The following is a 22,888-nucleotide window of genomic DNA, read 5'->3' on the forward strand; positions in this document are numbered from 1 at the left end:
AGAGAATATTTATTCAATTTGTATTTTTATATTTAAAGAGGATTTATGCATCAACACGATAATACTTCTCTTAAAGAATGTTGGAGCAATTTTAAAAGACTTATCTCGCACGATCCTCCTCTTTTAAGAAAAACAAAAGAAAAATTAGAAGCTCATGATGGGATTGATGAACATAAGAGTTTAAACTATGAAAGCATTAAACATCAAATTGATATTTATATTCATAAAAATGAAAATTTAATATTTCTTATTGGCCCTTGGGGATCAGGAAAAACATACTTAATAGAAAAGTACTCTCATGAAATACAAGAGGGAGGGCTTCATTTTATTAAAAAAAGCTTTTTTGGTATAAAATCATTAAATGCCGCTTATGTTCATCTCCTTGGCATATTTAAAACCGGCTTATTTTTATTTGTTATTTATACGGTTATTTATCGCTTTGGTTTCTATGAATCAAACTTTTTTGCACCTCTATTTATTGTATTAAGTCTTATGCTACTTACAAATAGAATGAATATCACTTATTCCTTTTATAAATTCATCAGCAGTTTGGTAGATATTTTGATTACAAGTGGCTTTCACCTTGCTATTTTAACCCGCAAGGTATTAGATATGCGCGATTTAAGAAATTTTAAACATAAGGTGTATATTTTAGACGATCTCGATCGCAGTTCCTTAAAGGATGAAGATAGGTGGGCTCTGCTTGCAAATTTATGGAATTATAATACAACGTATATTGTGCTTCTAGGTTATTCTGAAGATGATAGAGTAAAAGGAAAGAGCAAACTTGAACTTATTGAATTTTGTGAAAAACTTGAAGGTAAAATTATTTTTCTTCCTATTGCATGGGAAAGAAATGAAGAAATAATGAATTTTTATTTATCGCAAATTTTTTCAAATTTTAATCTTTCATCTCCTTTTCAATCACCCATTTGGAATGTCATTTTTACACCAAGAGAGCTTATTAATATTGCCGATCATTTCAAAATAAAATTTGAAGAATATCAAATACGTCATAAAGGTTATGAAAATACTGGTGGTATTTTTTTTGATTGCCTTTTAATCCGCTCTTTAATGAATAGATTTATTGATAAAGCAAAAATTATTCATGATCATAAAATATATTTAATTAAGCAGACACAAAATGATATTCCAAAAGATATTTTAAAATTTTATAACTCAATCAACCAATTTTTAAATACATTGGATTCTTATTTAGTTAAATTAAATAATTTAAAAGAACAACCCAATTCAGAAATAAAAAACAAGGAAAACCAAGAATTATTAGAAATAATTTTTCTTCACAGTGAAGAAAAAATGTTAAAATTTTTTGATGACACGACTCAAATTTGGACTGATAACAATGATAAAAAAGAAATCCCGTAAACTTACAGATAAACTTCTCTCCCGCCTTGAAAAAGTCGAATGTCCCGACACAACTTATTTTGGTGAGCGCTTTCCCATTGTCATGAAACGTGGAACAGGAATGTGGGTACATGATATTGATAACCATCGTTATCTCGATTTTACAGCCTGTTTTGGAGTTCTTGCTTTAGGCCATCGACCTAAAGTAACACTACAAGCCCTTCGCAAACAAGCGGCAAAACTCATTCATGGTATGGGTGATGTGCATCCCTCCACTCCCAAAATTCAATTATTAGAACTTCTTGCAAAAATTTCTCCCTATGAAAACGCAAAATCTTTATTAGGTCAAAGTGGTGGAGATGCCATTGAATCCGCAATTAAAACAGCAATGCTCGCGACAAAAAGAAATAAATTCTTAAGTTTCGCAGGGGGCTACCACGGATTGCAATTTGCACCACTGACATTAAATCACAGGGAAGATTTTACTAAAGGATTTGAATCCTGGATTGAAGGGAAAAGTTATTGTCTTCCGTTTCCTTATTTTAAAGGAGAAATTTCTTCTACTACAGAAAACTTATCTCACGAACTTCTATTAAATAAACACCAATTGCAGCAACCCGAAAAAGTTTTAGAAATTCTTGAAAAAGAATTAAAGAAAAAAGAATATGCTGCTCTTATTTTAGAACCCATTCAGGGACGTGGCGGAAAAAGAGGATTTTCGGCAGATTTTTTAAAACAATGTCAGTTTTTATGCAAAAAATATGGGACATTAATTATTTTTGATGAAATTTATACCGGATTTGGCCGGACTGGAAAAATGTTTGCCTATGAACATTATAATGTAATTCCCGATCTTCTCTGCGTAGGAAAAGCCATGGGAGGTGGCTTGCCCATTAGCGCGTGCATTGGAAATATTATGGATGTTTGGGAAAAATCAAAAGGTGAAGCAAGACAAACGCAAACATTTTTGGGAAATCCCCTCGCCTGTTACGTTGCCACCGAAACCATAAAATCAATTGAAAATCATTTACCTACATTTCAAGCGGAATTAAATAAAATTGATCGTGAATTTATAAAATTTACCGAAGTTATGAACTCAAATAAATTATCCGAAAAATTTCCTTTCCAAATCCGCGGCAAAGGTTTTATGCGCGGTATTTGGTTTTATAATCAAGAGGAAGCATTTTGTGTTCCTTTAATGGAAAATTTATTAGAAAATGGTTTTATTGTGCTACCCGAAGGTCCACGAGCAGATGTTCTTTCACTCACACCGCCACTCATAGCAACGGCCTCTCATTACAAAAAAATACTAAATGCTCTTCCTCGGATGTTGGAAAATTTTAAGTAAAAATATTATTTTAAATGAGGAAAAACAATGTCAACTGAAACCCCATGCTCCCTGCAAACAAAATCAAGTGGTGAAAATATAATTTGTTCTGTTGCTAAATTACATGCCCAAATTGCAATTGAATTGAAAGAACCCTGGGCTTCTATTCCTATGAAATCAGAATATTATCCTGAAGAATTGCAATCTTTGCTTCCTGAAATAGGAAGATTAAAATTAGAAGTGGGTTTAAATTATTTTGCAAAAAATGAATTGTCTATTCATAATCACACTCGCATTTTTATCTTTAAAAATAATGGAAATGAGTTTGAAGATTTTCATAAAATAGAATTACTCTTTTCAAATGAAAACTTGAAGAGCATTATCCCGCAAATTTTGGAATATTTAAAATCCAATATTAATAACTTTAAAAAAGAAAATATAATAGACAGTCAAAACACAAAGGAATTATTTATCTGCGTGCATGGAGAAAGAGATCATTGCTGTGGAAAATATGGGATAGAGTTGCACAATAATTTTCATAAAAAAGTGGGACAATATAAAAATAGCTCATTTCGCGTGTGGAAGTCATCACATATTGGTGGCCATCGCTATGCGCCTACATTTTATGAAGCCCCTGCCATGCGCTGGTATGGTTTATTTAATATCAATGACATTGATGACTATTTAAATCGTTCAGATTCTAAATTTCAAATTAAAAATAATTACCGTGGTATGAGCGGAATTTTGAATAAATATGCTTTGCTTGCCGAAAATGAGTTATTTAAAAAACACTCCTGGCAGTGGCTAGAAGCAACTGAAAAAAAATATGAGATAATAAATATAAATAAGAATGAAGAAGTAGAAGTAAATTTTTATTACAAAATGAAAAAATCAGAAAATATACTAAAATCAAAAATTCATATTCAATTTGAAAAAGTAGCAGAAAACATAGCAAGCTGTGGTAGCATCGATAAAAAATCAGTGAGACAATATATTGTCTCCGAAATTTAATTTATAATATAAATCACATGCCGTTGGGAAAAGTTTTATAATCGATTTTTCCACTTTCTCGAACGCTTTTTAATGCCTTCGCATATTCAATTAAAATATTTAAGGTATAAGTAATTCTTTGTCTAATTGCTTCATCTGCAGGACTTTCAGGTGCATCATTATTCAAAACATGAGTGCAATCTCTAATAATAAGATGCTCTGGAATATAACAAATTCTTGAATTTTTATAACCGCTGGTTCTTAATTCATTAATGGGATAGGCACCACTCCCACCAGCTGAAACAGAAACGATAAGACCTGGTTTGTGACCAACTTCTTTCGCCGAGGTTAAAAGTAACAAATTTTTTAATCCTGCAGGAACCATACCATGCCATTCCGGAGTAACAACAATAATGCCATCTGCAGATTGCAATTCCGTAGCAATAGGATTCCATACCTTATTCCATTTTTGGCTTTCGAGATTAAAAAACTCTTCATCCATTAACGGAATAGGATTTTCATTTAATGTTACTAAGTGAGTTGTAACAGCTAGTTTTTTTGTTAATTCATTCATCAAATAGCGTGATATTTTTTCAGATTGAGAATTTTTTCTATGACTTCCAGATATAATTGAAATTTTCATTTTTTCTCTCAGTAATGGGTTTGAATTTAAAAAAGTTATACATAAAAAGTATGTTATAACAGTGATGAATAATATAATATTATTTTAGAAATTCAAGCAATGAGGGCGTGAGCATTTTAGAACTTGCCTGTAATGTAAAATTAAGTGCCGATTCTGCTCTGCGCAAATCGATAGCTGATTTTACCATATCAGCACCTTCCAAATTATTATTATCATTATGGAGTTGCGCTTCTCCGCGATCAAGACGTTCCGAAACATCCTCTAAGGCATTACGACGAGCACCTAAAGAAGCAGTTGCCGTAACAACAGAATTCATGGCAGCATCCATATCTACCATGGATTGATGCAACTTATCCCTATCCCATGTATATAACGAGTCATACATATTTTCTAGAATTTTAACTAAAGGAGGACGCTTTCCTTCTAATCCACCAGGCACATCGAAAACACTTCTTCCATTCACATTAATAGGCCTAAAACTATCCTCATCTACTTGAACAAAGATAAATCCATCATCACCTAAATAATGCCCATCGGGAGAAACAGGAGGTTGAGTTGTTTGAAATCCACCAAATACATATTTGTCACCATACGTCGTGTTACCTAAAATAATCACATGATTTAATATTTGTCTAATTTCTTCAGCTACTGCTTTTTGCGCAGGTTCATCATAAATATTATTAGATTGTTGAATTGAAAGTTCTTTTGCGCGAATTAAGGAATCATATATTGAAGTCAAGGCATCTTCTGTTTTTGCTAAATATCCTCTTCCAAAATCGAGGGATTTTCTATATTGATCTAAGTTTGTAATGCGTGTTCTGTTACGTAACACACGAATCGTTGCAACAGGATCGTCACTAATTCTTTTTAGTTTTCTTGCAGAAATAGCAGTATCATTCACATCATCTGCTATGCTTTTCACATTTCCAATACGATCCAACGTTGTGCCGTATCTATATTGTTCAGAAATTCTAGGTTGTAGTGCCATAGTATCACCTCAACAATAAATAAAATTATCTTTTTAGATCGAGTACTGTTTTGTACATTTCATCCGCTGTTGTGACAATTCTCGAACTTGCCGTAAATAAATGCTGATACTTTAAAAGATTTGCTGCTTCATCGTCTAAAGAAACACCAGCCACACTTTCACGTTGTGCTTTTAGCCTGTCAAAAACAATTTGAGCAGCAGTTGCTTCTTCCTTTGTTTTTAAAGCCGAAATGCCGAGCTTGCTAATCATTTTATCGTACACACCTGTTACTGTAGTTGTTTTATCATCAAATAAAGGTTCATAAAAGAGTTTGACAAGTTGATTTGCGACAACGTTATCACCAGGAGTCATTGTTGACATTGCGGCACCAATTGCATTGGGATTGTAAACAATACCTAAGGAAACACTAATATCCTGTGCTGGCTCTCCCGGGCCATCAAGTCCATCAAAAAAAGCTCTTCCATTGGTTTCACGCATGTCATTTATTCCATATCCTTTTTCATGAATGGCGTTAAATGAATCTGCAAAACCTTTAGCTAAACCGTTTACTTCATCTCTTAATCCTTGTGCATATTTATCACGAATTTGTAATAATGCTCCCATTTTTCCTGTTTTAATATTATGAGTCATATCAAAGTAACGTTCTTTTTCAAATTCGGATACCAAAATATCGGGCTGATGATTGGGTGTATAAACATCATCAATGACAAAACGTGAAGCAAGGCTTCCCTCAACTAACAAACATTCAGCAGGGCCACGAATAGTCATTTGATCGTTATTATCTTTATAAGGATTAATATCTACAATACTCCCTATTTCTTTAACAAGTTTATCACGCCTGTCTTCAAGATCATTTACATCAGAAGGACTTGCTGCTCCCATTTCACGAATTTGTCCATTTAATTTTGCTACTTCAGCAATTTTTTGATTTACTAACTTAATATTTTGTCTTATTTCCTCATTGGCATCAGTCTGAACTTGAACAATATTGGCATGGGTTGAATTAAAAGATTGCGCTAGCCCCTTCCCACTTTCAATAGTATTAATACGTACAGAAGGTTCTTCTGGAAAATTTGCCAATTCCCTTATGGAATTTGTAAAGCTTGTAAAACGATCGCGAATGGTGGAAGTTAAATCGGGATTAAAAAAACTTTCTAACTTTTTTAATCCTTCGGACAAGGTTTCGGTACGACTTTGCACTTGAACTTCACGACGCAACTGACCTTCGATAAATTTGTCATGCGCCCTTCGAATATTTTGTATACGAGCGCCATCTCCAAATATTTGCAAACCATATTCTATAGGCCATTTTGTCTCTAAGTTAACAATTTGTCTGCTATAGCCTGGTGTTTGGGCATTGGAAATATTATGCCCTGTGACATCGACTCCCACCCTTGAATTTTGTAAGGACTCACTTCCCATATTCAAAATGTGGTTTAATGTTGCAACCATTTTATGCCTTTACACGCATCGATGAAATACCTGTATTTTTATTTGTAAGAGATTGTGCTTTTCCTAGCGAATCATAATTCATACCGGCTTCCGCTTCCGATTGAAATAAACTAATAGACATTGAAACATTTTTTGATAATTTCTTTAAAATAACTTGATTTCTATATATCCTTGGATATACAAACTCAAACGTTTTCTCAAATTCTGATGCTGTTGAATTAAAAGCGCATTCTTGTTCTAATAATTTTGCAAACATTTCTTCATTAATTAGAGTTTTTATATTCTTCAAATAAGTGGAAAAAGTAAATTTAAATAAGTTTAAAGATAAATTTTGCCCTCTTGGATCGAAGGCAATCATATAGCATATTTTTTTTAATATTTGAATTCTTCTTTCTTCTATTGATTGTGCAATACGAGAATGCTGATCTTTTACAATAACAATTCTTTCTAGTGCTATTAAATCGTAATTTGCTATAGCTGTTTCTTCTTCATCCAAAATAGGAATAAATTCAACATAAGAAGCAATTTGTTTCTTTAAAATTTCATTAAATTGGATAATTAAATTTAATAGCTCATCCATATATTTCTTTCAATTATTAAATTTTAATTCAATATTATTGACCTATTTATAAATAAAACTGGGATCTCTTGCAATTTCATCACGCATTGCTTCTTGCAAAATAGAATTTGCAATTTTTTCTGAATCAGCCTTATATTCACCTTTATCAATGAGATCTTTAAAGTGAGCCACTTTATCTTCTCTGATATCTGGTGTTTCATCTGCAATTTTCTTAGCTAAACTCATATCTTTAGCCCGTTGAGAAATTTGCACATTGGCCGCTTCTTTAATTGTGGGATTATTGTTTGCTTTCGCATAAGCAGCGGCTCCACTTTTGGGTGCAGCTCTTTCTGCTTTTCCAGGATCAGCCGTTTGAATGGCATTTGGGTTTACGACAGATGGTGAGTTTTTAATACTATTCACACTCATCGCTATACTCCTTTCAAAAAGATTGATTTAGAGTAACTTTTATTTGAAAAACTTCAGAGGGAAATTAAGTCTTTCTTGTCAAAACATATGCTATTTAGGAAACAATATCCAGAAAAATAAAAGAACACATAATAAATACCCATTCCTAGGAAAAAAAGTATAAATTTTATATTTTTTAAAATTTACAAATATTATAAAATATCAATCACAAGAGATTATTCATTAATTTCAAATAAATTAAAATAGAAAAAAAAATTTCTATCTAAAAAATATGTATATTATTTTTAACGTTGAAATTGACGTTTCTACATGATTCTATACAATCCGCCTAAAGTTGAATAGAGGAGAACGAAAATGGCAGGTAAAACAATCGAATGTAAGGATCGTCCTTGGCAATCACATTATGGCCCGGGTACGAATCTTGAACTTTCAGAATATGAATTTGCAAATTTAGCTGACATGGTTACAAAGTGCTCTGCCCAGTGGAATCAAAATATTTCAACAAGCATGATTTTACCGAACGGTATGGCACGCGCACTCACTTACGCTGATGTTGAAAAATACTCCGATGCTTTTGCTGTTTATTTAAGAGAAGAGGCTAAAATTTCACAAGGCGACAGAATCGCCATACAAATGCCAAACTGCTTAAGTTATCCCATTGCTGTATTTGGTACTTTCAAAGCGGGTGGCGTCATAGTCAATGCAAATCCTCTTTATACTTCCTTTGAAATGCAGCATCAATTTAAAGATAGTGGTGCAAAAATATTAATTATCATTGATATGTTTGCTGACAAATTAACAGAAGTAATCCCAAATACAAATATTGAAAAAGTCATACTTGTAAAGGTTGCTGATTTTTTTCCTTTATTACAGAAAACATTAGTTCAATCGGTATTAAAGTATGTTAAAAAACAAATCCCAAAATGCGAAGTCTATTCAACATCATTTACATTATCCGTTGCAAAAGGTGCGGAAATACAGAAAAATAAAAATATTAACGTTCAAGATTATTGGAAAACCATTAAATTAGATGATTTATGCGCTTTACAATATACTGGCGGCACGACGGGTGTGAGTAAAGGAGCCATGCTCACTCATCGAAATTTAATTGCAAATATGTACCAAATAAATGAAATGGGTAAAGCTAAACTATCTAAAGGTAACGAAGTAATTTTATCTGTTTTACCTTTATATCATATTTTTGCATTTACAGTGAATTTAATTACTTTTTATTATTGTGGCGGAGAAAGCGTTTTAATTCCTAACCCAAGGCCATTAAAAAATATTAAAAAAGCCTTCGAAATGAAAAATATTTCCTGGATTTCAGGAGTCAATACCTTATTTAATGGACTACTTAACGAGACATGGTTTTCTCAAAATCCCCCAAAACATTTAAAAGCGTCTATTGCAGGAGGGGCTTCTCTACATAAAGCAGTCTCTGAAAGATGGCTTAACGTAACAAAAACACCTGTCGTTGAAGGATTTGGCCTCACCGAAGCATCACCCGTTGTCAGCTTTAACCCTCTCAATGGAGTTGTGAAATCGGATACTGTAGGTGTTCCCGTACCAGGAACCGATGTCGTACTCATAAACGAAGAGGGAAACACAGTTCCTATTGGAGAGACGGGAGAAATTGCTGTAAGAGGTCCCCAAGTTATGAAAGGATATTGGCAACGTCCTGATGAAACATCTAAATGTTTAAAAGAAAACTGGCTTTTAACAGGTGATGTGGGCGTCATGGACAATGATGGCTACATTAAAATTGTGGATAGAAAAAAAGATATGATCCTTGTCAGTGGATTTAACGTTTATCCCAACGAAGTTGAAGATTGTATTGCGAAACTTGCAGGAGTGGGTGAAGTCGCCGTCATTGGCGTGCCAAACGCAAAAACAAGTGAATCTGTAAAAGCATATATCGTGAAAAAAGACCCTACACTTACGGAAGAAAAAATACTTGAACATTGCCATAAATATATCACGCATTATAAAGTACCAAAATCTATTGAATTTCGAACTGAGTTACCTAAAACACCCATTGGAAAAATTCTGAGAAAAAATCTAAAAGAAGAAGCATTAAAAACAATAAAATAATTTTGTTATGGTACTCTTATTTTTAAAGAAGTTTGATACAATTTAATTCATCGTAACTTCTTTGAATATACATATTAAGGGAGAGATCCATGAAATTAAAATTATTTCCTATTCTATTGAGCATTTATTTTTGTTTTTCGATAAGAGCCTCAGAAACAAAGCTTGCTATAAAAAACATTGTCGTTTTTGGTGATAGCCTGTCAGACAATGGAAATTATTTCAATGCTTCTAAATCTACCATAAAACCCATGCCGCTGCCTCCCTATGTCGATGGACGCGCAACAAACGGTGCTGTCTGGGTAGAATACCTTGCACAAGCCATAGGCGCAAAACTTGAAGATTATGCTTATTTAGGGGCTCTCACGTCGGGAAAAAATCCCAGATACCCTGAGGCCATTGAATTAACAGAACAGATCGATAATTATTTAAAAAAAAATAAAGATAAAAATTTAAATTCAGACAACACTCTATATGTTGTTTGGGCAGGTGCAAATAATATTTTTACAATGGATTTTAAAAAACCTTTGCAAACGAGCAAATCACTTTGGAATATATCCGGAGATATTATCAAAGGGGTTGAAAAATTAAAGGACAAAGGAGCTCGTTATATCATGGTAGCAAACCTGCCTGATTTAGGTCGTATTGCACTAACAAAAGATGTGGAAAGCTACAAAAATATGAAATGGGTACTGAGTACCATTGTCCGCATTGAAAATTTATTTATTGGAAGACGTGTTCATCATTTTAATGGAGCTCATAAAGATGACAATATAAAAGTCGTACTTTTTGATGCCAAGAGCATGCTTATTAATATTGAAAAAAATCCAACTCAATTTTTTGTAAAAAACACAGAAAATTCATGTTACGTTGGCGTTCCCAGTAATACACCCAATCCTAATGTCGCTTGCGATACTCCCAAAGATCACCTTTTTTGGGATTTAGTGCATCCTTCTACAAAAATTCACTGCTTTGCCGCTTATGAAATTCAGAAAAATCTTGCCGAACATGACATACTTAACCCACCGAATAAAATACAACTTGATAAATGTGCGCAACTTTAATTAAAGAAAAAATAAAATTATTTTCTAATAACGGGGAATTGAGAAATTAAAAATATTAATACTAAATTTTATTAAACGTTACCTCAAGTGAATTTGATAAAACCGTATAAAATTTAGAAGCAATACTATAATTACAAGTTATAGACTGAGTCAAAGAGTTCTTTGAAACATTATCATTTAATATAATTATACCAGTCCCCTCTTCAGTTCCAGGTTTTATAATAAATACACTGTTACAGAAAGAATTATTTGAAGGAATAGAATTAATATTTAAACTTGAAATACCTAATAAACTTGGAATAATATTAAAATTAATTTGAGAAAACTCAATATTATCATGCCCACCTAAATAAAATTTATGGGTACTGTTTGAATAATTCAATGTGAGATTATAAATACTAGGTGTTGAGTTATTTCCTGTATAAGTAATATTAACACTTTTCGAATTTGGCACAATAGGAGTTTCACCTTGAGCAGAGGAAGATATAGTCTCTTTTTTACAACTGATTGTGAATAAAGAAGTCATAATGAGATAAAGATATTTTTTACGAAAAAATTTAATCATTTTAATTCCCAAAATTGGTTGCTGTTCCTGGATTTCCATATAAAGAGTCAGGATTAATACTTTTTATAAAAGAATAGGTTGTGGGTGAAAGTGACAAAATGGAATTTGTGTTAAAACTTAAAAAATTCAATTTTAATTTTGTTATAGAATCTGGAATAAATTTAATTTCATTATCAAATAGATTTAAAGATGTCAGATTTGTTAAATGCATCAATGGATTGATATCTTGAATAAAATTATCGGATAAATTTAATGTCTGAAGCTTTACTAAAGCAGTAAAAGGAGACACATCGAAAATAGTTTGTCCTTTGAAATCTAATTTAGAATCTGAAAGATTTTTATCTGAATAATATTTCATAATTCTTTTTGCTGTAAGTTTTGCGTAAGAAGGTTTTCCATCAGGATTATCCCCTAAGGAAGAAGCCCAGTCTTGCACAGTATAATTAAAGGTAAACGTAATTGAATTCGCGGGAATTGAAAAAGTACTTGAAGTGAGGGAGTAAGTACAAGTCGTCATAGTTGGAAGTTTATTTGAAAGTGGGTTTGAAACATATATGAAGTTATTCGCAATAGTAAAAACAACATTTTTACAAAAAGCAGGTTGCCCTGCATTAATAGTTACAACTTTCATATTTTTTGCGGAATTGACAGGATTCGCAGTAAATGAAATTGCAGGAAATGTTACCAAACCAACTCCAGAAAATCCAGGCGCGCTTGCCACATCATTCTTATCATCCACTTTATATAAAGCAACACCGCCCAGCAAATAAACGAGCGGAGGAACGACATCACTTGTATCCGTATTAAAATTAATAGATGCACTAGGAAGAAGTGGCTTAATATCAGAGCTACCAGAATTAGTATCATCTCTATTAAATTGTCTTGTACAACCCAAAAGTGTAACAATTAAAATACTTATTATGCATAAATTCTTAAATTCTTTATTCTGAAACAAAAATTTCATGGACATACTCCTTAAGAATTTTAAATTGTCTCATTGAATTGTGAAATAAATTATTTTAATAATGAATAAATCTCTAATTTTAAAATAATTCTCCTATTTCATTTTTCAATCGCTTAATTCTAAACCTTGGATTCATAAAATTCAAGAATAAGACAAATATTCTATTTACATATATTGTTGTTACTTTTGTTTTAAATAAGATAATAAAAAATATTTTTCAATATATTTAAATTGATCAAAAAATTAAAAATAAATTTAATGACCACTGCCTGTGCGGTGAATATGAGGTAATTTGCTTTCCACTGAGGGATCTTTCACATTTTCTTCTTTCTTGGATATTTGCTTATCACCAAGACGTTTCTTATTTTCAGGTCTATTTAATAAATAATCTTTTGTATAAACCCATTTTTGCTCGGGCAAACCAGCCATAGAATATTCTGAACCCAAACGAATGGCATCCACAGGACATGCTTCTTCACAATAACCGCAAAATACACAACGCAAAATATCAATTTCGAAACGCAAAGGAAACTTTTCAATTCCTTTATCAGAGGATTGACCTGCCACAATGGTAATGCATTGAGCGGGACAGTTTGTCGCACACAAGAAACAGGCTGTGCAGCGCACTTGTCCGTCAGGACGTTTCGTTAAAAAGTGGGCGCCTTTAAAGCGTTCAGAGTATTGATATTCTACTTCTGGCCATTGGATAGTCACAGATTCTTCCAGCTTCAAAAGTTGTTTTGCAAAAACAGAAATAGTTTGTCCTAAACCAAGCAACGTTGTTGCAAGATATCCGTTTTTCAAACTTTTTTGAGGATCTTTTGATACATTAATATATCCCATTGTCCATTCCTCACGCTTTCATTTCTGATAAAATATCTTCGAGCCCCAGCATAGCAGGGAACACAGGCGGATTTGCTTTTAACTTTTGAGTGATACCCTTATAATTCACGAAAGTCCCATTCTTTTCTGCAAATACTTTTGTCGGTATCGCAAGGGCAAACTTCTTTGTTACGTTATTTATCGTAGTACCAAAATAAATCACATTAGAAAGCTCGGCAAATCGGGTCACTTCATTAGCAAATTGCGAATAAGACTTTTCAATTTCAGGGCCAAAAACTAAATTTAAAGTCGCTTTTTGTGATGCTAATGGAGAAAAGTCACCACTTAAAGTTACAGCATTAATAGAATGCTTTTCTAGAACTTGTTTTAAACCGATGGTATTCGGATGCAAATCTCCACGCATTAAAATACCATCAAATTTATCTATAACTTCTTTTGAATCACGCCAAATATAAACCTTTGGCATTCCACCTAATGCGGACTTTAATGAGTTAAAAATATTTTCATATTCTTCATTGGTATATTGGGGAGAAAGCACCAAGGCCACTTGATCCGCTTTTCCTTTTAATGAAGATAATTTATTGGTAAACTCTGGTTTCAACTTATCCCAAGACAAGTGTTTGCCATTTAAAGACGGAGCCGCCATTCTTTGATCTGCATTTAAATGAACATACATCGTACGACCATAATCGCACATCCAGTGACCATTAACGTCCACATTTTTACGTGGTTTTAAGCGATAATATTCACGCTGATTTTTATGCCCAAATAAAGTAACGTTACAACCCGTGGAACAACCAGGACATACAGTTTTAGTTTCACTTAAAAACCAAACACGACATTTAAAACGGAAATCTTTCGCAGTAAAAGCACCAACAGGGCAAATATCAACAATATTATAACTATAATTATGTTGAATTTTACGATTTGGAAATGTTCCAATAACAGCATGATCACCGCGATTAAAAATACCGAGGGAACTTGTTTTTGTCACTTCATCTTCAAAGCGAACGCAACGTGAGCATAAAATACAGCGTTCTGTATCGAGGACAAGATTGTCGCCAACATCTAAAGCTTTTGGCTTCAGGACTTTGTCTTCATCCATTTGCGAAGTGTACTTACCCACTTTCATATAATAATTTTGCAATTCACACTCACCAGCTTGATCGCAAATAGGGCAATCGAGTGGGTGATTGATCAAATGAAATTCCAAAGCCCATTTGTGAGCTTCTTTAACTTCATCACTGACTGTAATGACTTTCATGCCTTCTGTGCATGTTGTATTACAAGCGATTTGTAGTTTTGGCATTCCTTCAATTTTTACCATACAAAAACGGCAGACACCCGCAACGGAAAGACCGGGATGCCAACAAAAACGAGGAATTTCAATTCCTAATATTTCTGTTGCTTCAATGATAGAAGTTCCTTTTGGTACGGTGACTTCTTTGCCATCAATTGTTAACTTAACAGTTTCTGACATTTTAATTACCCTTTAAGATATGGTTCAAATTCATGCGCAAACTTAGCAATAATAGCTCTTGCAGGATCGGCAGCAGCGTCGGAAAGTACACAAATTGTTTTTCCACGCATATTGTTTGCAACGGTATTAATGCGAGAAAAATCGGCTTTAGTCGCATTTCCTTTTAAAATTGATTTTGACATTTTATAAAGCCAACCGGTTCCTTCGCGACAAGGAGTGCATTGTCCGCAAGATTCATGGGAATAAAAATCCATTAAATTTTCAAGCACATCAGGCATTCCCACACCTTCAGGAATCACAATTATAGCACCCGAACCTAACATGGAGCCCGCAGCTGCAATAGATTCATAATCGAGTGTGACATTTTCACATTCTTTTGCCGTTAATATAGGCGCAGAAGACCCACCAGGAATAAGACCTTTTAGTTTTTTTCCACCAATTAATCCGCCACAATCTTCATTAATAAATCGCATTAAAGGATAACCTAAAGGCAATTCATAACAACCAGGACGTGCAATAGGTCCGCTGACGTTGAATAATTTTGTACCAGGAGATTTTTCTGTGCCAAATTTTTTGTAAGCATCGGGACCATTATGAATTATCCATGGTACAACAGCTAAAGATTCCACGTTATTTACAACAGTAGGCTTACCTAAATATCCTTTCACAGCTGGAAAAGGAGGTTTTAATTTCGGTTGTCCTTTTTTTCCTTCCAGAGAAGAAATAAGGCCGGTTTCTTCGCCACAGATATAAGCTCCTGCTCCCGAATATACGTCCATATGATGCGTAAAACCCGAGCCCATAATATTTTCACCTAAATATCCAGCATCATAAGCTTCACGAATGGCTTGTTCACACCATTTAATTTCATTATAAAATTCGCCACGAATATAGATGTAACTTTTTTGCGCCCCTATTGCATAACCTGCAATAATTTTCCCTTCAACCAACGAATGAGGTGTTACTTCGGAAATATAACAGTCTTTGTAAGTGCCTGGTTCGCCTTCATCAAAATTCGTAATTAAATATTTTTCACCAGGTCCTTTAGGGACAAAGCTCCATTTTAATCCCGTGGGAAATCCGGCACCGCCACGTCCTCGAAGTCCCGAAGCTTTGACCGTATTAATGACATCATCTGGAGACATGCCACCTTTTAAAACTTTTTCAAGGGCTTTATAGCCGTTACTTTTTTCAATATAAGTTTTAATATTACGCGAATCGGGATGACCTTCAAGACCTAATAAAATACGAAACTCATCGGGCTTACGACCTTGGTATTCGTTCATGATAACAGGCATTAAAAAATCTCCTTATTTCTTTTGAGAAGCTGCAAGATTTGCGGCACAATTGACAGCAGCTTTTGGCAATTCTTTTGCACTATATTCTTTAATAAGTGCCAGCGCTTTTTCGGGCGTTACGTTATTATGTCGATCTTTGTTAATTAAAGTTGATGGAGCATAACCACATTGTCCCAAACATTCGACGCCATGAACTTCAAAGGGGAGTTCTCTACCTTCTTTTTTCGCTTTTTCAATTTCTTTTTTTACAGCTTCAATAGATTCGTTTGCCCCCATCAACCAACATGAAATGCTCTTACAAATTTCAAAGCGATAAGGTTTGGGTGGTGATTTTCTGTACATGGTATAAAAAGTCATCACTTCACGAACATCAATAACCGATAAACCAAATTCTTTTTCAAGAGCATCGATGTCTTGATCCGATATCCAATCTTTTTCATCTTGAACAGCATGAAGAATAGGAAGAATACTGGAACGTTTTGTTTCATAGCGCTTTAAAAAGCCTTCTATGATTTTAGTTAATTCTGGAGAAAAATATGGCATAAATTGCCCCTTATCTATCGAGTTCGCCTGCAATGATGTTAATACTACCTAGAGCCGCAACAGCATCGGCAAGAAAATTGCCGTGAACCATAGCTGGAAATCCACTTAATATTGAAAAAGAAGGAGCACGACACTTCACTCTATAAGGATTTCCCGTACCATCAGAAATAACATAAAAACCGAGTTCACCATTTGCCGCTTCGCTGCGGTGATAAATCTCACCAACAGGTGGTTGTACACCTTTAATTATCAGCATAAAGTGATTCATTAATCCTTCAATATTTCCATACACATCTTTCTTAGATGGTAACACGATATTTTTATCGGGAACATTGATAGGTCCTCCGGGCATATTTTTTAAACACCAGCGGATGATTTTAATACTTTGACGAACTTCTTCCATACGAACAAGGTAACGATCATAAGTGTCGCCATGGGTTCCTACAGGCACGTCGAAATCGACTTGATCGTAAAACCAATAAGGCTCTTCTTTGCGGATGTCATATTCAAAACCAGTTGCTCTTAAGCAAGGTCCTGTGTAGCCGTGTTGCACAGCAAGATCCTTTGGAAGAATTCCCGATCCTTTTGTACGTTGCACAAAAATTCTGTTTGTCGTCACAAGATTTTCAACTTCTTGATGACGTTTTTCTATTTTGTCGACAACAGTGCTACAGTTTTCTAGCCAACCTTCGGGAACATCAAAACCCATCCCACCAATTCTCATTAAAGAAACAGTGAGCCTTGCTCCACAAAGACTTTCAAATAAGGTATAAATATCTTCTCTCTCTTCAAATAAATAGAAGAAAGCCGTAATGGCGCCTAAGTCAACAAGATTTGTCCCAATACAAACAAAATGATCCATTATACGAGAAAGTTCATCAATAATCATGCGCATCATTTGCGCACGCGGTGGTACTTTAATACCAATAAGTTTTTCTATAGTTTCACAAAAAGCACTATTATTCATGGGTGAAGAACAATAATTTAAGCGATCTGTATAAGGAATAATTTGATTATAATTATGTGTTTCACACATCTTTTCAAAACAACGATGCAAATATCCAATTTCAACATCCATTTCCCTAATGCGTTCACCACCGTCAATAACGGACATAAAGCGTAAGGTACCATGAGTTGCGGGATGCGCAGGACCAATATTAATCCACATAAGATCTTCATGATCGTATTTACTCATGAGGCGCTGTCTATCACGATCAAAAGTATTTTCCAGCGCTTCTCCACGCATAGCTTGATTTTGATCGGCAGGATAATCCTTACGCATAGGATGTCCTACAAATTCATGATGAGTTAATATTCTTCGCATGTCAGGATGACCGGCAAATTGTATGCCATACATGTCCCATGCTTCACGCTCAAGCCAGTTGGCCACTTTCCAAACAGAATGTATTGAGGGAATAAATTCTTTCTCTCCCACAGAACATTTTATTCTCAAACGTTTTTTTAATTTAGGACAAAGCAAATGATACACAACATCAAAACGTTGTGCTCTCTCTGGCCAATCCACCCCACAGAGATCCATTAAAAAATGAAAACCATGATTGTCATGAAGACATGACATGACCTCAATTATTTTTTCTTTGTCAACTATAAGAGTTTGCTCACTTGTAAACTGTGTGCGCTCTTCAAATTGCAGAAATTCTGCTGGTACTATTTTTTTCAAATCATCAATAATCGTAGCGTAAAAAGCATCCATCGCGGATATATCCTCCCCTGACGTGCTACATTTTCGGTGCCATAAGAATTCATCTCGAATCATATGTCAACTTGCAGTAAGTGGAATGTGAAAGAAACTCAATCCTTCAAGAAAAGATGAAATGACAAAAGTGTTTTCACATTGTACAAACTCATTCTCTCATAATGGGAAAGAAGGCAATCGCATGACCCAAGTTTTAAGCATACATCAAAAGAATCCTGATAAAAGACGCATTAAAGAAGTCATCGAAATTCTTGACGGCGGGGGAATCGTCCTCGCTCCGAGCGAAACCGGTTACTGTTTTATAGGATCAGCGTCCCAGGATTCCACTCATGATAAACTTTTGCGGTTACGCCCCGGTCACCCTAAAAACAAACCTTTCAGTCTCTTGTGCAAAGATATTTCCCAAGTAAGCAAAATAGCAAATTTAAACACACAAACCTTTCGTATTGCAACCCGCGCCTGGCCAGGCCCCTATACCTTCGTTTTACCAAGCACAAAAAATACTCCCAAAATTGCATCGGGAAGCAAAAGAAAAACAGTGGGAATTCGCATCTCCAATCATCCCATTATAAGTAGCATACTACACGAGCTACAATACCCCCTTCTTGTAACAAGTGTGACCGATGAAGACGAGCTCATTGCTCAAGAATATTTTGAAAACAAAGTGGAACAAGATTTCTGGTGGACTAACGTAACAGATATTTGTCACCAAACTGCGGCTCATGGAAGAATAGACCTTGCCATTGAAATAAATGAAATCGTACCCATACATGTTTCAACCATTGTTGACTTTACAGAAAATCCTCCTCAGTTACTCCGCGATGGGGGATGGGAATTGGAATTTTTAGGTATTTTTGAATAAAATTCAACTCAATAAATACAAATAAATAGTAATATATCTATTTTTTAAAATTAATTTCTTCAAATTAAATTATGCGTAGCATCAGAAAAAATTTTCAAATAGAAACAAAAAAAAATTGTAAAATTAAAAAAATTTAGTTATGGTAATCTTTGCTACAAGATTTATACTGCATTTATATGATTATTTTCTTAATTTTATTGGAATAACTTTATGACTCATTCAAATTATGAACAAATTAAAAATGGAATAACCAGCTATCTCTCTGAGGTAATTAGATATTTATACATCCCATTTATTGACATCTACGGTTATAATGATGAATTTTTTAAAACAGCTAACAATTGGAAAGAGGGATTTATTTTTTTTCTAAATAATATAATATACATTATCTCAAATACAGAAAAAATTAATGAATCAAATAAAAATGATTATATTCAAAAAATTAAAGAAATTAGCAAAAATAATGCCTATGCATACAGCTTCAGATTCACTCAAGTCATGACTATTTTTCAACATTTTTTGAAAGAAATCGCTCCCCAAAAATCTCCCTCTCCTAATCTAAAAAGTTTTTTGAATACAATAAGCCCTTCTACAAGTGAATCAAAACAAGAAAGGACAAAGTTTTTAGAGCTTTTTAGGTTACGATTGGTTGAAATCAAAATAAAAACTCAATTATACAAAACAAAAATTACTTTAGAAGAAATTTTAGGAAGTCGTGAGTTATTAACTCAATATAAAAAAGCCATTGCAGAAGAAAATAAAAGTAAACATTTTCACAAGGCAGTCATTTTAAACGGCTCATTTCATTGTGATAAAATAAAATGGGATCATAAAGCTCACATTATTGTAGCGGGCCCCTCAGGAGTGGGAAAATCTTTTAATTCAAAAAGAATTATCGATTATTTAGCGAATCAAAACTTTTCACTTAGCTCTAATATACCTGCGAATGGATCGTTTATTCAAGATTTTATATTTATTGATGGCGGAATTCCAAGAAATGTTTCTCAAATAAGAAATGTTGTTCTTCAATGCGCCTTAGTCTTAGGATATTCAGGAATTTCAGATTTACATGCCATGACAAAGTTTGATGTAAAAAGTAAAATTAAAAAAGTAGCTATGAATCATAACGTTCATATTATTGAACCACTCACCTTTGTAAGGCATTACTATACACCCTCTCTTGAATCGGGCTATAAATTCTTTAAAGAGGAATTCATATATAAACCCTATCACTTAATTTTCGTGAACATTGAAGGCGATAAACTACAAACTCTCAGCAATCAAGAAAAAAGAGCTTGGTTTATAGATAGCGAAGCGAAGCCTAAAGAATATGTTTCTCCTCTAAATACAGATATAGGTTGTGAATCCAAAAAAGGAGAAGGCAATTACGATGAAGGTATCAAAGCATCGAATCATTTTGCAGAAATTTACCATAAAAAATATATCAGCAAAAACAAAGAAAAATATCCGTCTATTTATATTGAATTTATGAGTATACAAAATTCTAAAACTGCAGAATTAATATTAAATAAATCGTGTAATTTAATAAAAATAAATTGCGCAGAATTGAATAATATAAAGCTACCAGGAATTCCAAAAATATTTATGAGTGGAATTTGGGTAAATAAACACAAAGACAAACTTATTGAACAAATTAAATTAGAAATCAATAAAAATAAACAAATTCAAAACGAACCACTCAACGTATTTATGAAAAATAATTTTAAGAAAATTACCTCTGAATATAGCCACAGCATTAAAAGAAAACAAAATAAATCTAAATTTTTATAAAACTATTTCTTTTTCCATAGCATATAAGATATTAAAATAATCACAAGCACAAAAAGAGGAACTGCGACTTTAGATAAAGGATCACCATTAAAATAGTGAGACATAGAAGCACCAATAACATTAATCACAAATCCAGCGTAAGCCCATTCTTTGAGAGTTTGAAATCGACCATACAAAATAGCAATAGCGCCTAATATTTTAGCAATACCTAAAATTTTCAGCAAGTAAACAGGATAGCCAAGAGCCTTTACTCCCTCAACCATTTGCGGATTTGCAGTTAGATAACCGATTGCAGAAAAGACCATTAAAGATAAAAATGCTAATGTAACAATCCAATAAATAAATTTAAGCTTTCTAACAGCTCCCATAAAACCTCCTATACTAAAAATGTAACGAAAGTATTTTATAATGAAATTAGAGCAATAAAAATGCGCCAAAAAAAATATCTTAATTTTGTCATTAGTAAAATTAAAGATTTCAGATTTAATTTAATATCCCATAAATTGAAAGAAATATTCAAATACTACAAAACTACATGTCTCACATGATCACCAATGGGTGATGCAAAGAAATCTTCGACACAGTTTCCTTCAAATGCCACAAGGCTTGCTTTTTTTCCTAATTCAATTGTGCCATAGGAATCTTCAGCGCCCAAAGCAAATGCCGCATTCACTGTAACTCCCGCATAAACCTCGGGCAATGAAAAAGCGCACTGCGATAAAGCAAGGTAACAAGCAAACCAAATGTTATTTGCAATGGAACTTCCTGGATTAAAATCGCTGGCAATGGCAACACGAACACCGGATGCGCGCCATCTTTTAGCGTCAACATAAGGAATGCGACTAAAAAAACTTGTTGCTGGTAAAGCAACAGCTATCACACCAAGAGCAGCAAGACGCCCTAAATCAGATTCTGTGGAATATTGGCAATGATCAACCGTTAAAACCCTGCCTTTTTGTCTTCTTTTTCGTGATGTTTGTTCAACACGTCGCGCCAGTTCCGCAGCAAGTTCTGCTCCGCCACTGCGGGAAAACTCGTCAGAGTGAATATGAATATCTAAACCATGTTGCAGAGCCGCGCCCAACCAACGTTCTGATTGTTCCTTTGTAAAATAATTTCGTTCGAGAAAGATATCTGCCGCAAGAGGAAGTGCAATTCCTTTTTTAACAGCTTCTTCGCCCAAAGCGCCAATATTAGGAAGATCTTCAACTAAAGCTTGAATATAATTATCTAGACCTCGATAGTCAGGACTTGCCGCATGAGGTCCTAAATATGTAGGAGATAATACTGGTAATTCATGGGAATCTTCACCTAAATAAGCGTCATAAAGTGCTTCAAGCATTTTTCTTTCTTCAACCGGATTTAAACCGTATCCTGTTTTTGCTTCGAGTAAAACAACTCCTTTTGCTAAAGCTGTTTTTGCATTTGATTTATAATTTTCAGTTAATTTTTGTTTCGTTACCGCACGGGTTGCTTTCATAGTCGCGGTAATACCACCATTTTTTGCCGCAATTTCTTCGTAAGTCATTCCTTGTGACTTTAAAACAGTTTCTATAGCTCGACTTCCTGCAAAAATCGGATGATTATGACAATCAATGAGACCAGGAATTAGAACCAAATGAGATGCATCGATAATTTCAAATTCATTTAAATTTTCAATTTTTTCAGATAAATTTTGCCCTAGAGCATGAAATACACCATCGATTATAGCAACATCGCAGTGTTGCATAATCGACATTTCTTTTTGTGTCATACTATTATTTTCGATATTATTCCATCCTTGCATTGTCACTACACAAGGGGAATTTTTAAATAATATTTTTTTATTCTTTTTTGTAGACCATATTTTTGCCGCCATGATTCACCTCAGCTTGTGATAAATTTCGAGGATAAAAATGAGGAGAGTCTGGTTCTACAGC

The 22,888-nt window shown here is 33.8% G+C and carries 21 protein-coding genes; 7 read left to right on the top strand and 14 right to left on the bottom strand.

Going from position 1 to position 22,888, the window contains the following annotated elements:
- The first annotated feature begins 45 nt into the window (after positions 1-45).
- From AXG55_RS10715 to AXG55_RS10725, 3 genes are read left to right on the top strand one after another with little or no spacing between them, the layout of a single operon-like run.
- The gene (locus AXG55_RS10715; protein WP_148698116.1) at positions 46-1,386 is read left to right on the top strand and encodes a P-loop NTPase fold protein; all 1,341 of its coding nucleotides are present in this window, start codon (positions 46-48) and stop codon (positions 1,384-1,386) included.
- Positions 1,364-2,713, top strand: coding sequence for a class-III pyridoxal-phosphate-dependent aminotransferase (locus AXG55_RS10720; protein ID WP_233231160.1), 1,350 nt, complete (start codon positions 1,364-1,366; stop codon positions 2,711-2,713). The genes AXG55_RS10715 and AXG55_RS10720 overlap by 23 nt, the downstream gene beginning before the upstream one ends.
- Before the next feature lie 27 nt (positions 2,714-2,740).
- On the top strand, positions 2,741-3,703 hold the full coding sequence (locus AXG55_RS10725; RefSeq protein ID WP_148698118.1) for a sucrase ferredoxin: 963 nt from the start codon (positions 2,741-2,743) through the stop codon (positions 3,701-3,703).
- Between the two features lie 13 nt (positions 3,704-3,716).
- Here AXG55_RS10725 and AXG55_RS10730 read toward each other — a convergent pair whose 3' ends face one another.
- The 5 genes from AXG55_RS10730 to flgM form a co-directional block, all read right to left on the bottom strand.
- On the bottom strand, positions 3,717-4,325 hold the full coding sequence (locus AXG55_RS10730; protein WP_148698119.1) for an NADPH-dependent FMN reductase: 609 nt from the start codon (positions 4,323-4,325) through the stop codon (positions 3,717-3,719).
- Between the two features lie 79 nt (positions 4,326-4,404).
- Positions 4,405-5,313, bottom strand: a complete 909-nt coding sequence (gene flgL, locus AXG55_RS10735) for a flagellar hook-associated protein FlgL (protein WP_148698120.1) — start codon at positions 5,311-5,313, stop codon at positions 4,405-4,407.
- 25 nt (positions 5,314-5,338) lie between these two features.
- The gene (gene flgK / locus AXG55_RS10740; RefSeq protein ID WP_148698121.1) at positions 5,339-6,766 is read right to left on the bottom strand and encodes a flagellar hook-associated protein FlgK; all 1,428 of its coding nucleotides are present in this window, start codon (positions 6,764-6,766) and stop codon (positions 5,339-5,341) included.
- A 1-nt stretch (position 6,767) separates the two neighbouring features.
- Positions 6,768-7,346, bottom strand: coding sequence for a flagellar protein FlgN (locus tag AXG55_RS10745; RefSeq protein WP_148698122.1), 579 nt, complete (start codon positions 7,344-7,346; stop codon positions 6,768-6,770).
- Positions 7,347-7,388: 42 nt separating this feature from the next.
- Positions 7,389-7,754: a flagellar biosynthesis anti-sigma factor FlgM gene (gene flgM, locus AXG55_RS10750; protein WP_148698123.1), complete on the bottom strand. Its 366-nt coding sequence runs from the start codon at positions 7,752-7,754 to the stop codon at positions 7,389-7,391.
- A 354-nt stretch (positions 7,755-8,108) separates the two neighbouring features.
- Here flgM and AXG55_RS10755 point away from each other — a divergent pair, with 354 nt between their 5' ends.
- Complete coding sequence (locus AXG55_RS10755) at positions 8,109-9,845, top strand: AMP-binding protein (protein ID WP_148698124.1); 1,737 nt, start codon at positions 8,109-8,111, stop codon at positions 9,843-9,845.
- An 89-nt stretch (positions 9,846-9,934) separates the two neighbouring features.
- Positions 9,935-10,906: an SGNH/GDSL hydrolase family protein gene (locus tag AXG55_RS10760; protein ID WP_148698125.1), complete on the top strand. Its 972-nt coding sequence runs from the start codon at positions 9,935-9,937 to the stop codon at positions 10,904-10,906.
- A 61-nt stretch (positions 10,907-10,967) separates the two neighbouring features.
- On the opposite strand, the gene AXG55_RS10765 is transcribed toward AXG55_RS10760, so the two are convergent.
- The 7 genes from AXG55_RS10765 to nuoD all read right to left on the bottom strand — a co-directional run bounded on the left by AXG55_RS10765 (position 10,968) and on the right by nuoD (position 18,313).
- Positions 10,968-11,471 (bottom strand): hypothetical protein, encoded by a 504-nt coding sequence (locus AXG55_RS10765; protein WP_148698126.1) that lies wholly within the window; start codon positions 11,469-11,471, stop codon positions 10,968-10,970.
- Position 11,472: 1 nt separating this feature from the next.
- Positions 11,473-12,435: a leucine-rich repeat domain-containing protein gene (locus tag AXG55_RS10770; RefSeq protein WP_148698127.1), complete on the bottom strand. Its 963-nt coding sequence runs from the start codon at positions 12,433-12,435 to the stop codon at positions 11,473-11,475.
- A 255-nt stretch (positions 12,436-12,690) separates the two neighbouring features.
- Positions 12,691-13,278 (bottom strand): NuoI/complex I 23 kDa subunit family protein, encoded by a 588-nt coding sequence (locus AXG55_RS10775; protein ID WP_148698128.1) that lies wholly within the window; start codon positions 13,276-13,278, stop codon positions 12,691-12,693.
- A 10-nt stretch (positions 13,279-13,288) separates the two neighbouring features.
- Positions 13,289-14,758, bottom strand: coding sequence for an NADH-quinone oxidoreductase subunit G (locus AXG55_RS10780; protein ID WP_148698129.1), 1,470 nt, complete (start codon positions 14,756-14,758; stop codon positions 13,289-13,291).
- A gap of 5 nt (positions 14,759-14,763) precedes the next feature.
- Complete coding sequence (gene nuoF / locus AXG55_RS10785; RefSeq protein ID WP_233231161.1) at positions 14,764-16,056, bottom strand: NADH-quinone oxidoreductase subunit NuoF; 1,293 nt, start codon at positions 16,054-16,056, stop codon at positions 14,764-14,766.
- A gap of 12 nt (positions 16,057-16,068) precedes the next feature.
- Complete coding sequence (locus AXG55_RS10790; protein ID WP_148698130.1) at positions 16,069-16,599, bottom strand: NADH-quinone oxidoreductase subunit NuoE family protein; 531 nt, start codon at positions 16,597-16,599, stop codon at positions 16,069-16,071.
- A 10-nt stretch (positions 16,600-16,609) separates the two neighbouring features.
- Positions 16,610-18,313, bottom strand: a complete 1,704-nt coding sequence (gene nuoD, locus AXG55_RS10795) for an NADH dehydrogenase (quinone) subunit D (protein ID WP_148698131.1) — start codon at positions 18,311-18,313, stop codon at positions 16,610-16,612.
- Between the two features lie 121 nt (positions 18,314-18,434).
- On the opposite strand from nuoD, the gene AXG55_RS10800 reads away from it, so the two are divergent.
- Both AXG55_RS10800 and AXG55_RS10805 read left to right on the top strand, forming a co-directional pair.
- Complete coding sequence (locus AXG55_RS10800) at positions 18,435-19,178, top strand: L-threonylcarbamoyladenylate synthase (RefSeq protein ID WP_148698132.1); 744 nt, start codon at positions 18,435-18,437, stop codon at positions 19,176-19,178.
- Positions 19,179-19,388: 210 nt separating this feature from the next.
- Positions 19,389-20,969, top strand: coding sequence for a hypothetical protein (locus tag AXG55_RS10805; RefSeq protein ID WP_148698133.1), 1,581 nt, complete (start codon positions 19,389-19,391; stop codon positions 20,967-20,969).
- A 2-nt stretch (positions 20,970-20,971) separates the two neighbouring features.
- Here AXG55_RS10805 and AXG55_RS10810 read toward each other — a convergent pair whose 3' ends face one another.
- Together AXG55_RS10810 and AXG55_RS10815 are read right to left on the bottom strand one after the other, a co-directional pair.
- On the bottom strand, positions 20,972-21,337 hold the full coding sequence (locus AXG55_RS10810; protein ID WP_148698134.1) for a DoxX family protein: 366 nt from the start codon (positions 21,335-21,337) through the stop codon (positions 20,972-20,974).
- Between the two features lie 155 nt (positions 21,338-21,492).
- Positions 21,493-22,827: an amidohydrolase family protein gene (locus tag AXG55_RS10815; RefSeq protein WP_148698135.1), complete on the bottom strand. Its 1,335-nt coding sequence runs from the start codon at positions 22,825-22,827 to the stop codon at positions 21,493-21,495.
- Positions 22,828-22,888 lie beyond the last annotated feature (61 nt).

The organism is Silvanigrella aquatica (assembly GCF_001907975.1).
In the GTDB taxonomy this organism is placed as follows: Bacteria; Bdellovibrionota_B; Oligoflexia; order Silvanigrellales; family Silvanigrellaceae; genus Silvanigrella; species Silvanigrella aquatica.